The sequence below is a fragment of the Massilia sp. CCM 8734 genome (assembly GCF_011682155.1).
Lineage (GTDB): Bacteria > Pseudomonadota > Gammaproteobacteria > Burkholderiales > Burkholderiaceae_D > Telluria_A > Telluria_A rubra.
The window spans coordinates 112,805-126,731 of the sequence record NZ_WHJI01000014.1 but is presented as its reverse complement, the minus strand read 5'-3'; the positions used below and the strand labels follow the sequence as shown (position 1 = coordinate 126,731).

General features: G+C 62.6%; 12 protein-coding genes. 1 reads left to right on the top strand and 11 read right to left on the bottom strand.

All coding sequences use genetic code 11. The features are described 5' to 3' along the window. Window positions 1-82: 82 nt before the first annotated feature. The 9 genes from F2P46_RS15260 to F2P46_RS15220 all read right to left on the bottom strand — a co-directional run bounded on the left by F2P46_RS15260 (window position 83) and on the right by F2P46_RS15220 (window position 10,450). Complete coding sequence (locus F2P46_RS15260; protein ID WP_166891228.1) at window positions 83-1,759, bottom strand: peptide chain release factor 3; 1,677 nt, start codon at window positions 1,757-1,759, stop codon at window positions 83-85. Between the two features lie 120 nt (window positions 1,760-1,879). Continuing rightward, the gene (locus tag F2P46_RS15255) at window positions 1,880-2,302 is read right to left on the bottom strand and encodes a type IV pilin protein (protein WP_166891075.1); all 423 of its coding nucleotides are present in this window, start codon (window positions 2,300-2,302) and stop codon (window positions 1,880-1,882) included. Next, window positions 2,299-5,820, bottom strand: a complete 3,522-nt coding sequence (locus tag F2P46_RS15250; RefSeq protein ID WP_166891073.1) for a pilus assembly protein — start codon at window positions 5,818-5,820, stop codon at window positions 2,299-2,301. The genes F2P46_RS15255 and F2P46_RS15250 overlap by 4 nt, the downstream gene beginning before the upstream one ends. Window positions 5,821-5,850: 30 nt before the next feature. Then, window positions 5,851-6,405 (bottom strand): PilX N-terminal domain-containing pilus assembly protein, encoded by a 555-nt coding sequence (locus F2P46_RS15245; RefSeq protein WP_166891070.1) that lies wholly within the window; start codon window positions 6,403-6,405, stop codon window positions 5,851-5,853. Continuing rightward, entirely contained in the window at window positions 6,405-7,232 is an 828-nt protein-coding gene (locus F2P46_RS15240; RefSeq protein ID WP_166891225.1) for a PilW family protein, read from the bottom strand. The genes F2P46_RS15245 and F2P46_RS15240 overlap by 1 nt, the downstream gene beginning before the upstream one ends. Beyond that, on the bottom strand, window positions 7,229-7,711 hold the full coding sequence (pilV, locus tag F2P46_RS15235; RefSeq protein WP_208296632.1) for a type IV pilus modification protein PilV: 483 nt from the start codon (window positions 7,709-7,711) through the stop codon (window positions 7,229-7,231). Before pilV ends, F2P46_RS15240 begins: the two co-directional genes overlap by 4 nt. Further along, on the bottom strand, window positions 7,699-8,313 hold the full coding sequence (locus tag F2P46_RS15230; protein WP_267875860.1) for a GspH/FimT family pseudopilin: 615 nt from the start codon (window positions 8,311-8,313) through the stop codon (window positions 7,699-7,701). The genes pilV and F2P46_RS15230 overlap by 13 nt, the downstream gene beginning before the upstream one ends. A 131-nt stretch (window positions 8,314-8,444) precedes the next feature. Continuing rightward, window positions 8,445-9,788, bottom strand: coding sequence for a sensor histidine kinase (locus tag F2P46_RS15225; RefSeq protein ID WP_166891067.1), 1,344 nt, complete (start codon window positions 9,786-9,788; stop codon window positions 8,445-8,447). Beyond that, window positions 9,785-10,450, bottom strand: a complete 666-nt coding sequence (locus F2P46_RS15220; protein WP_166891064.1) for a response regulator transcription factor — start codon at window positions 10,448-10,450, stop codon at window positions 9,785-9,787. The genes F2P46_RS15225 and F2P46_RS15220 overlap by 4 nt, the downstream gene beginning before the upstream one ends. A 320-nt stretch (window positions 10,451-10,770) precedes the next feature. Between F2P46_RS15220 and F2P46_RS15215 the strand changes: the two genes are divergently transcribed. Further along, window positions 10,771-11,580 carry a Crp/Fnr family transcriptional regulator gene (locus F2P46_RS15215; protein WP_166891061.1) on the top strand — a complete coding sequence of 270 codons (810 nt, stop codon included), beginning with the start codon at window positions 10,771-10,773 and terminating at the stop codon, window positions 11,578-11,580. Here F2P46_RS15215 and F2P46_RS15210 read toward each other — a convergent pair. Continuing rightward, window positions 11,480-13,003: a CHASE3 domain-containing protein gene (locus F2P46_RS15210; RefSeq protein WP_166891058.1), complete on the bottom strand. Its 1,524-nt coding sequence runs from the start codon at window positions 13,001-13,003 to the stop codon at window positions 11,480-11,482. The two genes, F2P46_RS15215 and F2P46_RS15210, sit on opposite strands and share 101 nt — an antisense overlap. Before the next feature lie 178 nt (window positions 13,004-13,181). After that, the gene (locus F2P46_RS15205) at window positions 13,182-13,814 is read right to left on the bottom strand and encodes a response regulator transcription factor (RefSeq protein ID WP_054262954.1); all 633 of its coding nucleotides are present in this window, start codon (window positions 13,812-13,814) and stop codon (window positions 13,182-13,184) included. Window positions 13,815-13,927 lie beyond the last annotated feature (113 nt).

Below are 13,927 nucleotides of genomic sequence, written 5' to 3'. Positions count from 1 at the left end.
TAACAGTTGTGGCGTAAACGCAAAAACCGTCGCCCGCGGCGATGCGGGACGACGGTTGCGGGGGCGGCCGCCGGCAGGCGACTTAGGCCAGCTTGACCGCGTGTTCGCGCGTGGCGTGGAAGGTCAGCTTGGGCCAGCGTTCTTCGGTCAGGCGCAGGTTGACGTTGGAAGTGGCCAGGTAGGCCATGTTGCCGGCCGCATCGTAAGCGACGTTGTGGCCGAGCGCCGCTTCGAAGTCGGACAGGATGCGCTTGTCTTCGCCGCTGACCCAGCGCGCGCTGCTGATGCTGGTGCCTTCGAACACGGCGTCGACGCCGTATTCGTTGAGCAGGCGGCTGGCCACCACTTCGAACTGCAGCACCCCGACCGCGCCCAGTACCAGCTCGCCGCCCTGGACCGGTTTGAAGACCTGCACCGCGCCCTCTTCGCCCAATTGCTGCAAGCCTTTGTGCAACTGCTTGATCTTGAGCGGATTGCGGATGCGCACCGAGCGGAAGAAGTCCGGGGCAAAATACGGAATGCCGGTAAATTGCAGCATCTCGCCTTCCGAGAAGCTGTCGCCGATCTGCATGTTGCCGTGGTTCGGCAAGCCGATGATGTCGCCGGCGTAGGCTTCCTCGACCTGTTCGCGCGAGGACGCCATGAAGGTGACCACCGACGAGACCTTGATGTCGCGCCCCAGGCGCAGGTGCTTGATCTTCATGCCGCGCTCGAAGCGTCCCGAGCACACGCGCAGGAAGGCGATGCGGTCGCGGTGGGCCGGGTCCATATTGGCCTGGATCTTGAAGACGAAACCGGAAAACGGCTGTTCGCCCGGGCCCACCACGCGCACCGTGGCGTCGCGCTCGCGCGGGGCCGGGGCCCAGTCGACCAGCGCCGAGAGAATTTCGCGCACGCCGAAGTTGTTGATGGCCGAGCCGAAAAACACCGGGGTCTGCACGCCGGCGAGAAAACGTTCCAGGTCGAACGGGTGCGAGGCGCCGTGTACCAGCTCGACTTCCATTTTCAGCTGCTCGATTTCGAGCGGGAACATGGCCGCCAGCTTCGGATTGTCGATGCCCTTGACGATCTCGAAGGCGCCGTCGGCCTTTTCTTCACCGGCCTTGAACAGCATGATTTCGTCGCGCAGCAGGTGGTACACGCCGCGGAAGTTCTTGCCCATGCCGATCGGCCAGGTCACCGGGGCGCACTGGATTTTCAGGACCGATTCGAGTTCGTCGAGCAGGTCGAGCGGATCGCGCGTTTCGCGGTCCATCTTGTTCATGAAGGTGACGATCGGGGTATTGCGCATGCGGCACACGGCCAGCAGCTTGATGGTCTGCGCTTCGACGCCCTTGGCCGCGTCGATCACCATCAGGGCCGAGTCGACCGCCGTGAGCACACGGTAGGTATCTTCCGAAAAGTCCTGGTGGCCGGGGGTGTCGAGCAGGTTGATGACGTGGTCGCGGTGCTCGAACTGCATCACCGAGCTGGCCACCGAAATGCCGCGCTGCTTTTCGATCTCCATCCAGTCGGAGGTGGCGTGGCGGCCGCTTTTGCGGGCCTTGACCGTGCCGGCCATCTGGATCGCGCCCGAAAACAGCAACAGCTTTTCGGTCAGCGTGGTCTTGCCCGCGTCGGGGTGGGAAATGATGCCGAAGGTACGGCGGCGCGCCACTTCGCGGGCAATCGCCGCCGGGGCGAGCGTCGCGCTTGGTACGGGCGTGTCGGAATCGGGAAGGTCTGAAGCGGGAAGGGAAGTATCGGTATCGTTGGCCATATTCTCAGCCATAACATGGCCTCGCACAAAACCCACGATTTTACCGATACTTGCCCTGCTCGTGTGAACTGATTCAGGCGCGGCGGGGAGCCGCGCCTGTTACTGCCGTCTGCCGCTCGCTTACCAGCAGCCGGTGGCGGTGGTGCTGACCTTGGTCGCACCGGTGCTGTCGAGCGTCAGCGTGCCGCATTTATCGTTGGCCTGCTGGCCCTGCGGCGTGGCGGTCACGCTGAACGTCGTCGCTGTCGCTGCCGGGGCGAGCGCGATCACATACTTGCCCTGCCCCGTTTTCGGCGACTGCGCGACCAGCACCGTCGCGCCCACATAGGTCGAATTGGTCGTGTAGAAGCGCTCCATGAACTGCGCTTGCTCGCTCAGGATGGCCTTGGCGGTCGACCTGTGCGAGGAATACACGTACTGGGTATAAGCCGGGTACGCGATGGCGGACAGGATGCCCACCACGGCGCACGCCACGATCAACTCGATCAGGGTGAAGCCGCCGGAGCGGCGACGCCCCGGCATCATGCGTGCTGTTGCCATCATCGCTGCAGCTCCCGCCAGTTAATGCGCCCGATGTTGGGCGCCTGGGCAGTGCCGCCCTTTTTATCGGCATCGCAATCTTCTTTGCATTCTTTGTCAGCCTCGATCTCGCCACCGACCACGATGCCACCACCCGTGGCAGGACCCGTGGCAGGACCGCCATTCGGCCACGAAATCGTCTGCGTGCCCTTGCGGATGTAGCCGCCCTCCGTTCCCGACGCCTCATGCCGCCAGACGATCGTGGTGATGCTGCCGTTGTCGTTCTTGATCACCGTATTCTCCGGTGGCGGTGGAATCGTCGACGGTGTCTCACCGGCGCCTGGAACGAATACACCGTGCGGATCTTTCGAGCCCTGTGCCGGATTGGCGGCCACGGCGACGGCGCCCACGATTTTGTCGGTCTTGTCCGGTGCCATCTTGTAGGTGCCATCGGTCATGCAGGCAACGACTGGATGGTGCCAGTAGATCAGGTACTCCGCAATCAGCTTGCCGCTATTTTGGCCGTAGCTGCTTGACTTGAGGCGGTAGCCGAGTGCCGGCTGGCCAGGCACATTCAACTGGATGTCGTCCTGGGTAATGTTGGCCGAGACCACTTGCAGCGTCAGCGCGCCATTGCGCCAGGCATTGTCCTTGCCATCTTTCGGCTCAGCGATGCTGATGCCGGCGCAGACCGGACTCATCGGATGGACGCCGGTACGCATCGGACCCGGTACCCATTCCTTGATGTTAAATGCGTTCAAGGGCATCGACCACATCATCTCTTTCACGGATGCCATTGAATATTTCGTCATTTCAGACACTTTCATGTTGTCCGCGGTCTGGAATCCGGTGACGCCGCCGTCATACTCCGCCTGCTTGCCCGCCACGAGCGCACCGGCGACCTTGAAGTTGATTGCCGGCGAATGTTCCTGGTTTGCCATCAACAACTTGAACTCCTTGTTCTCCGCGAACACGTTCTCCGTCACGACGGTGTCCCACGATTTCTCGATCCTTTCGCGAGTTTGCTTATACGGATAGCTGCTGTTGCCGGAAGGCGCGAAGGTGTAGTTGTTCAACACCACGGTCGATGTGTATTTTCTCTTCGTTACCATGGCAAACTTGCCATCAACCAGAGCCGGCACCGGTCCCGAGATGTACTCGTAGGCCGTATCGGCATTGTAACTGACCTGGTTTTTCTGGTTGTTGGAGTTCACCAGGGTCTCGGTTTTGGTCGGGCCGGCCGTCACTGTCGCGCTGGACGGATACGTCTTCGTCGCCTTATACCCTGGCGTATCGACCGAGTACGTGGTGCTCGTGCTGGTGGCACTGAACGCCTTGTGCAGACGCTGCAGATCCTGACTCGGATTGATCATGCTGATGCCGGTGACATCGTAGATATCATCGTATTCATGCACGTGAATGTAATTGAGCTTGGCACCCACCGACGCCGTGTCGGAGGCGCGACCGAGGCCGTAGTAACCGCCAGCCACTTTCAGATAGCCGTACTGCGCCGTACCGGCCGCGTTGCTTTGGGCGCCGCCGCACAGGGTATAGCAGAAAAAGTCGGTATCGAAGTGGCCGCCGGACACGCCGCGCTCGCCCTTCATGACGATCGGATCGACTTCGGTAATGATCGGTGGCGTGGCCGCGCCATTGCGGTCGAAACTTGCCTGGAACACGTCAACGCCGCCGGCGGCTACGCCAACCAGTTGCGAACGCACGCCGCCGCCCATGTGGCGTCCGACCGGGTACATGGTGGTGGTGGTGGCGGGAGGGCCCGCCACGGTCACATCGATCAGGTCGTCGGCGGTAAATTTGCGGTCGTCGTTCAAGTCGAACACCACCGCCCGTGTGTCGCCACCGGTCAGGTAGTTCAATTGCATCCACCAGTTCTCGCCCGGCGGTTTGATATTCGGCGTGACGGTCGGGTTGGTGCTGAAGAACTGGAACACATTGCCGTTCACGTAGGCGCCATTGCCCACCACGCGTTCGCCCGGGGGCAAGGCGACTTGCCAGCCCTTGTTGACATCATTAGAGTAGTTCAATGGTTTATTGGTCACGGTGCGAACCTTCAATTTCGCACCCGCCGGCTGATACTCCAAATTGCCCAAGATCTGCTCGACGTAGCTTGCCTTGGTGACGTCGGCAAGGTCCCACACGCCATACGCATAGTGCGGATTGGTCGTATCGGCCGGGCTCAAGACCATATCGGTCGGGGTCAGGATGCGCCCGGTGACGAACATCACCATCGTGCCGCCAGACGGATGGGCCGCCAGGGCTGGCGCCATGGTGATGGCGCGCCCGGCGGTGCCGCCGGCATGCAGTTTCTTCGGCGTTCCGCCGTTGACCAGGTCGAACTTCCACATATTGCCTTCGATATCGCCGGCAAACGCGGTGTCGCTGTAACCGTCGTTATCGGTGTCGCGCACGGAAGGCGAGGACAGGCCGTTCGGGGTCGCCTTGGCGCCCACGCCAGTGTCCATCGCGCGGATCAGCGCGCCGGTCTTGGCGTTCATCACGTAGAGAACGGCGTGGCCGGTGGCGGTCGGATGGTCGCTGTTGTAGCCGTTGCCGACGACCACCATCGGGATGGGGGTGGCGGTGGCGTCGGGCTTGATCCTGGCCAGGACCGGGGCACTGTAGGTGTAGCCCAGGTCCTCGAAACCGGTTTTCTGGTTGTTTACTTCCCACATGACCTTTGACGCGGCAGAGGCCTCGTCCGTGGGCATGCTGGTCACATCGAGCGCGAACAGGGCTTTGCCGCCCCCGCCCAGCGCGCCGACCAGAATGGTTTGCTGTTCCATGGTGCGCAAGGCAATCCCGCCATCGACGTAATAACGGTGGGTGTAGTCTTTACTCGCCAGCTTCGCCAGGTCGCCCATGACTGCGCCGGGAATATAGGCGAAACGCTCGGTGCCGTCGGTCGCATTGATTGCGTGCAACATCCCATCGTTGGCGCCAACAAACACGGTCTTGTTTGTGCCGTCGTTATGGTAAACCGGGGTCGAGTGAATGATGTCGCCCAGGCCGCTGAAACGCGTACGCAGGGTGCCGCCGTTCTTGATCTCCTTGGCCGAATCGCCGCGCACGTAGTCGAGGATGTCCGAACTGGCCGCGTCCATGGCAAGCTTGTCGAGCTTCTCGCGGTGTCCGGTCAGGCCCTTGGCCAAACTGGCCCAGCGGAACGGGATGCCGGCCGCGCCGCTGGCGTCGTTACGGGTGACGATGATGCGCTGTGTCGCGCTCTGGGCACGGATCTTGGCGCCGGCGCCGCCGGTCCACGAATCTTCGGTGCCGATGGCACCGGTTTTGGTAATCGGGTAAGCGTGCAGATTGCCGCTCCAATCGAAGGAACTATAGTCGATTGAATACATTTTTTCGTTGCCGCTCGAGACATCGATGTTGGACGGCGTTGGGCGACCGATGTAACCGACCGGCTGCTGCGTCGGTTCAAACCGGTCGGCCGCGTTCACCGCGACGAGCGCGGCGACAGCCAGGCCCACCAGGCTTGCACCCGCTAGTAATTTAGTTCTTAGTTGCATGATGATTCTCCGACGGTTGTGAGTACTGCACTAGTCGCAAATTTTGCTGAAAACACGAAAACGGTAGGTCGATTGCACGAAGGCGACCGCACCGCCATTGCCTGTGGCACGCGCCGTCACTTTGGCGATCCCGGGTGTGCATGGCGTGTCCGAATTGAGATATTCGGGCGCCTTGATCAATTCAACGATGTAACGTGGCTGCACGGTCAGTGCGACGACGTGATCGGTGCTGTTGATGAAGCTGGACGTCACCGTGCTGTCCTTCCAATCGACGTTGTTGAAATTGGCGGTTTCCACCGGGTTGCGGCAGCGTGCGTTTGTGCACGCCACACTGAACTGGGTGCTGTCGAACGGGTCGAACGGGGGGCCGTTGAACACCGTTTCTTCGGCAAAGCGCAGCATCGATTCCGCCGCTTCGCGCGCCACTTGCTGGTCGCGCGAGTTGCGCGCCAAGCGTTCTTCGAGCGTGCCGCCACGCACCAGCGCGAGCACGAACATGGTCAGCACCACCAGGAAAATCAGGCCGCTGACAAGCACCGCGCCTTGTTGCGAGGCGTGCTTGCGCCGCGTGTTATTTGTTCTCATTAATCCCACCTTGTCTGGTTGCGCACCATGAACGTGCTGGTAGCGACGCTGCGCAGACGGCCATCGGCGATGGCCAGAACGCCGCCGTTAAAATTGATCGATTGCACCCCGACCACGCCCTTGGTGGACGGACCGCGCACCAGCAGGGTGATCCGTACCACCGAAACCTCGCCAAATTGGATCGGAGTGTTGACATACGAGGTGACGACTTCGTTGCCGTTGCCGATCCCGTAAGACACCTGCATGTTTTCGACATTTTCGGCCACCACCACGCCGCCGCTGAGGTCGACCGACTGGTTGTCGGTCGCGAAGCACTTGAGCTGGTTGCCCACCACGCGGAACTGGTAAACCACCTGCGCCACATTGGCGCCGGGTGCGCCGGTGCCGGCGTCATTCGGATTGTTCGACGCCACCGTCACGCCTTCGCAATTGACTTCCGATCCGCTGCGCAAGCCGTTGACCGCCGAGGTCGCCGTCCATGCCGGGTCATGCCGCACAATCAGGATATCCGAGCCGGCCGTCTGCGCCGCACCGCCGCCATCGGTGCCGTTCAGCGGGCCCGGCACGAGCGGCGTGTCCACGTTGAGTTTGTAGCCGGCCTGGCGCAAGGCCCGCCCCATGACATCCATGGCATTGCGCACCGATTCATTGATGCGCACCCCATCGCTCTGGGCCACGGACATCTGCTTGCTGCCGATGAACAGGTAACCTACCCCGCCCAGCAACACCAGGCCCAGGGTCATGGCGACGAGCACCTCGATCAGGCCAAAACCGCGGGCGCCGGCGCGCGGCGACCTGAACGGCGACGAGTACATAGGACCGGTCATAATCTCGTCTCCACGGAAATTGTTTGGGCAGCCAGGCCGTTGGTCGTGGCGGTGGCCTTGACGCGCGAATCGTCCCATTGCACGAGAATGACGAACTTGCGGGTAGCGGGGGTGTAGGTCACCGAACCGGTGCCACTCGGTATCGCCTGCGCCGCCGCCGCGCGCCACTGGGTCAGGTCGACCGAGGCCACGCTGGCGTCCGTCGGCGCCTGGGCGTTGAGGGCAAGATCATACGGCGACAGGCCGTTCACCAGGGTCTGGGCGGTGGTGCGGTTGGCGCGCATGCGGTCGACAATGTCGTTGATCAGCACCGTGGCCTGGCCGCGCGCCTGGGAACTCTGGTTGTTTTTCAGATTGGTCAGGATGATGCCGGCAATGCCGAGCAAACCCACACTCATGATCAACATCGTGATCAAAATTTCAATCAGCGAAAATCCTTGCTGGCGCCGCATTGTTTTCTCCTTGCTTAAGCTGAACATGAACTTGCTCCATTAACAATCTGGACCCCGACCCAGCCCGTGCCCGGGCGGAAGGCCAGCACCCGGCGCTTGGCCTTGAGCGAGGACTGGCAAGAATAGATCGTGCCGTTTTGCCCGGCATTGGCGGCGGTGCGGGTCTGGCCGCTACCGTTGTATGAAATGAAATTGGCAACGTCGCCGGTGGCCGTCAATATCGCCTTGCCGGGCACCCCGCGCTGCACGCGCAGCAGCTCGTCGTCGCCATCCTTGATGCCGACGGTGCCGCCATCGACGAATACCAGCCAGCCGGCATGCCAGTCGCCGGCGGTGCCGCCGCCGCAGGCGGTGCCGTTGAGGCTGCGGCACATGCTGACCCGGCCGTTGCGCTTGACCGCTTCGGAACGGGTGTAGTTGACCGAGGCCAGCAGTTGTTCGGCCTGGGCCGACACCGCCGAGTCATCGACAAAATCTTTCATGAGCGGCAAGCCGACGGCGGTGGCGACACCGACAATGACGACGGTGATGAGCAACTCGGCCATCGTGAAACCGCGTGCGCGTCGTGGCGCGGGGCGCCGGGCAAGGCCCGCGCAGCGCACACTGGCATGAAACGCCGGATAGGTCATGGATGAACTTTCAAAAGGTTGGGAGCGGACAGGCTCCTTGGATATTGCTTATTATAAATACCCAACCTTGCAGTTCCCTGAGGAAAGGCTGACAAAATCCTGACAAGTGCACGTAAACCGATGTTTTTTTGCTAAATCAGCGGAAAATACACGCTCATCAGGGTGCCCTTGCCGCCGGGGCCGGCGGCGACATCGATGCGCGCCCTGTGGGCCAGCGCGATGTCGCGCACGATCGCCAGGCCCAGGCCGCTGCCTTCGGTCTTGTCATCGAGCCGTACATAGCGCTGGAACACGCGCCCGCGCAGGTGCGGCGCGATGCCGGGCCCGGAGTCTTCCACCTGCAGCACGGCCACGCCATCCTCGGTAAAGCAGCGCACCGTGACGGTGCCGGCGCGCGGCGTGTAGCGCACCGCGTTGTCGATCAGGTTATCGATCAGGTCGCGCAGCAAGAAGCTGTTGCCGGGCACGATGGCGCGCTTGAGTTCGAAGCCGATATCGATCCGCTTCTTGCCGGCCTCGTCGACGAAATACTGGATCACTTGCTCGACCAGGACGGCCAGGTCGACCCGTTCGAGCCGGGTTTTCTCGAAGCGCGACGGTTCGGCCCGGGCCAGCGCCAGCAACTGGTTGGTCTGGCGGATCATGCGCTCGTTCGAGAGCAGCATCAGGCGCACCGAATGGACGGTCTCGGGCTCGCCCGGGTAGCGCGCCGCCAGCCATTCGAGTTGCAGCTTGATGCCGGCCAGCGGGGTGCGCAACTGGTGCGCGACATCGGCCAGGAAATCGTGCTGGGCCTTGGCGCCGGAGCGCACCTTGTCGAGCAATTCATTGAAGGCGGCCGTGACCGGGGTCAATTCGAGCGGCACCCCGGCGTGGTCGATCGGGGCCAGCTCGGTCGCGTCGCGCTGCAGCAGGTTGGCGCGCATGCGCGCCAGCGGCTGCAAGCCATTGGTCACCGAAATCCAGATCAGGCCGACCAGGGCCAGGGTGAACAGGGTTTCCAGCAAGACCAGGGCGCGCAAGGTGGCCGAGCGCACCTGCAAGCGCTTGCGCATGGTTTTCGCCACCCCGATGTGGACCGCGCGCGCGCCCTTGCCGACAATCCGGCTCGACACCCGCACCTCCTCGCCACGCATCACGTCGTCGTAGGCGCGGCTGGACGGCGCGGCCAGCTGCGGAAAGTCGACGTCGCCGGCAATCACCTTGCCGTCGTGGGTGCGCACGATGAAGTACAGGGCGTCGACGTCGTCGGCGCGCAAGACTTGCTCGGCCTGGGTCGGCAAGTCGATGCCCGGCTGGCCGGGGCCGCCGTACAGGCGTGCCGCCAGCGCCCCGCCGGCGTCGGCCAGGCTCTGGTCGAAGGCCAGCTGGGCCGGAATCCAGGCCAGCATGTAGGTCAGCGCCGCGCCCGCCAGGTTGATGAGCAGGATCGGGACGATCAGCCATCGCAGCAGGCGCACCCGGATGCTGGTCATACATCCTGCTCGAGCATGTAGCCGAAGCCGCGGATGGTGCGGATGCTGATGCCGGCGTCGGCGATCTTGATGCGCAGGCGCGAAATGTAGACCTCGACCGCGTTCAGGCTGACATCCTCCCCCCACGGCAGGATGGCGTCGATGATCTGCTGCTTCGATACCACGCGGGCGCTGTGCTGCAACAGGTATTCGAGCACGGCCCATTCGCGCACCGACAGCTCCACCGGGCGCCCTTCGATATGGGCGCGCTTGGACGAGGTGTCGAGCGTCAGGCGGCCCAGCGACAGGCTGACCGGCTTGGGCGTGTTGCGGCGCGCCAGGGCCTTGATGCGCGCCACCAGTTCGGCGGTGGCGAAGGGCTTGACCAGGTAATCGTCGGCGCCCAGCTCCAGCCCGCGCACGCGGTCCTCGATGGCGTCGCGCGCGGTCAGCAGCAACACCGGCACGGCGCTGCCGCGCGCGCGCAGGCGCCGCACCACCTCGAAACCGTCGATGCCGGGCAGGCCGATGTCGAGCACCACCACCGCCACCTCGGCGCGTTGCAGCACCTGGTCGGCCTGGGTGCCGCTGGCGACCACGTCGACCACCATCGCGTGTCCCTGCAGCAGGCGGGTCAGGCCGTCGGCCAGCACGGCATCGTCTTCGACCAGTAATACGTGCATGCCGGGGCTCTCAGTAAGTTGCGATATTCACATTATGAGGCATGGCGGGGGCAGCTTCCAAGGAGTGGGGAAGGTCAAAAACGTAGTTTTGTGCATCTTCTGTGCGTTCGCCCACCTTAAAGCATGAGTAAAATGACAATTTATCGGCTTTTCCTCCAGTAGGACTGGGATTACAAGAATTTATGCATTGAACCTACAGGGGGGCGACTGCCAGTCTTATGTTCGCCAACAGACGGAAGCTTTACTGTTCGTACATCGCGATTCGCCGCAGGTGAAGGTGAAGCGCCCTTGAAGTCCGTCTCAGCTAGTGAGGAATAAAAATGAACAACACTCAACTTGGTGCTACCGCCCAGAACACATCGCCGGTTGGCCAGATTCCTGCCAGCGCGCAAGAGTTAAAAGTTGCAGCCCGTCCCGTTGTCAGCTTTAGCGGCACCCAGCAAAACGAATTGCTGGCCGCGCTTCCCCGCAAGGATCTCGAGACCCTGTTCGACCACCTGGAACTGGTCGCCCTGCCTTTCGGCAAAGAACTGTTTGAATACGGCAGCAAGCTCGAAAACGTCTACTTCCCGACGACGGCCATCGTTTCCCTGCTGTACGTCATGGAAGATGGCGCCACCACCGAGATCGCCGTGGTCGGCCATGAAGGCGTGGTCGGCATGTCGCTGTTCATGGGCGAACGCGCCATGTGCAGCGCCGTGGTCCAGAGCGCCGGTTACGGCTACCGCCTCAAGACTCAGTACCTGCGCGACGCCTTCAACCAGGGCGGCGCCCTGCCCCAGCTGCTGATGCGCTACACCAATGCGCTGTTCGCGCAGATGGCCCAGAACGCCGTCGGTGGCCGCCACAGCTCGATCGAACAAAAGCTGTGCCGCTGGCTGCTCGACCGTCTCGACCGTTCCGCATCGAACGAGCTGAAAGTGACCCAGGAACTGATTTCGATCATGCTCGGCGTGCGCCGCGAAAGCATTACCGCCGCCGCCGGCAAGTTGCAGGACGATGGCCTGATTCAATACCGTCGCGGCAACATCACCGTGATTGACCGCCAGGGCCTCGAAGCGTACGCCGGCGAATGCTATAAGGTCGCAAAGACTGAGTACGATCGCCTTCTGATGGATGTAGCCCGTTAAACGGGAGCGGCGCCGCGATGTGCGGCGCCGCCTCGCCGCTGTCGGCCACGCGCGAGAGCGGAATAAACGCTTCCACGCAGGTTCCCACGTTGTTCACGCCCCGCTTCACCCGCAAACTCCCCCCCAGCAGCAAGGCGCGCTCGCGCATGCCCAGCAAGCCATGCGATTTCGGCTGGGCCACGGCGTCGGCGTCGATGCCGACCCCGTCATCGCTCACTTCCAGCGCCAGACCGCCCGCTTCGCGCCCAAGGTGCACGATCACATGGCGCGCGCACGCATACTTGGCGATATTGTTGAGCGACTCCTGGACGATCCGGAACACCGCGATCGCATGCATCGGGCTGGCGACATCGATATCGCCGTCGATCAGCGCTTCGCAGTCGAGCTTGGTGACCCGCCCGAATTCCTCGCAATAACTTTGCACGGCGGCCGCCAGGCCCAGGTGGTCGAGCAGGCTGGGGCGCAGGTTGTCGACGATGCGGCGCTTCAGTTCGACCGTCTCGACCAGGGTGGCGCGCGCGCGGTCGAGCATCAGCGCCAGTTCGGGCGCGCCGGCGCGCACGGTGTCGGCCACGGCATTCAGGTCGATATTGATCGAGGTCAGGTTGGCCCCCAGTTCATCGTGCAGTTCGCGCGCCAGGCGCGCCTTTTCTTCTTCGCTCACGCTGATCAGGTGACGCGAGAGCACCGACAATTGCTCGGTACGCAGCACCACCATCGATTCGAGCTTGTCGTTGGCGCTTTCCAGCGCGCGCTGGGTAGTCGCGCGGGCAAAATAGCTGCGCCGGATCAGGCGGTAGAACAAGGCCAGCACCAGGATCGCCATGGCGTTGATGCTGATGCCCAAAAACACGGCGTTCCGGTACTCGCGCGCAAACGTGGCGCTGCGGACAGCCAGCAATTCGTTTTGCTCCTGCACCAAAATCACCACCTGCAGGCGGATTTCATCCATGTCGGACTTGCTGTCGGACGAACCGGCGATCTTGACGATGTCATCGAGCCCACCCTGGCGGTAGACGTCGAGCACCTGGTTCATGGTGTCGAGCTTGCGGTAGACCAGGGTATGCAGCTGGGCCAGGCTGCGGCGCTGGGACGGGGTCTCGGCCAGCAGGCGGTCGAGCTCGGCGAACTGGGCGTCGATCTCGGACGAGGCCGTACGCAGCGGCCCCAGGTAGACTTCGGAGCCGGACAGGAAGTAGCCGCGCAAGCTGCTTTCGGCATCCATGATCAGCACATTGACGTACTGGACCTTGTCGATCACCTTGGCGGTCTGGCCCTGGATCTCGTTGGCGCCCTTGAGCTGGCCGAGGTTGTGAAACAGGCTCACGCCGTTGATGATGAGGATGAGCACGCACGTCAGGCACAGCACGGTCTTATAGAACGGCAAGCCGGTGGTGACCGCTGGTTCGGTGGAAAAATACATCCTGGGAATCCTTTTGCGCACTGCAGAGCCGGGCAGAAACAAATTATAGACCGGGAAATGCCGTGCCGCAGCCAAGCAGGACTGTAGGAGGGAGGGACGCGCCGGCGCGGGCGGGACGTGCCGATAGGCCGCGCGGCGGGCAAAACAGGCGTCCGGCGTGGCCGGCGCGCCCGCAAGATCAGTCGAGCAGGTTGTTCTTCATGGCGTAATAGGTCAGGTCGCTGTTCGACTGCAAGCCCATTTTTTCCATGATCCGGGTGCGGTAGGTCGACACCGTCTTGATCGAGAGGGACAGCGCCACGCCGATGTCGGACACGGTCGCGCCCTTGGCCAGGCGCAGGAACACCTGGAACTCGCGGTCCGACAACTCGGTATGCAGCGCCGTGTTGGGATCGCGGTCGAAGCTCTGGGCCAGCAGTTCGCCGACCGTGGAGCTGACGTAGCGGCGGCCCTGGAACACGGTGCGTACCGCGGTCTTGAGCTCGTCGGCTTCGCATTCCTTGTTGAGGTAGCCGTTGGCGCCCATCTTGAACAGGTTCAGCGCATATTGCTGCGCCGGATAACCGGACAGGATCAGCACCGGCAGGTTCGGCTGCCCCTGGCGGATGGTGCGCAGGATGTCGATACCGCTCTGGTCTGGCATGGCGATGTCGAGCAGCAGCACGTCGCAGATTTCACGGCGCGCGATGTCGAGGGCTTCGCGCCCGGTGGCCCCTTCGGCCACGACATCGAAGTCGGGTGACGAAGAAAAAATCTGTTTGAAACCTGCACGTACTATCTGGTGATCGTCACATATGGCAACGCGTATCATTGTCTTCCCTTAAATTATCCTTGCATAGGAAAGAGCCGAGGCGAACCGCGCGCCCGGCACTGCGCATGCGTTAGTATTCTAGCACTCTGGCTGTTCAGCACAAACACGTATGA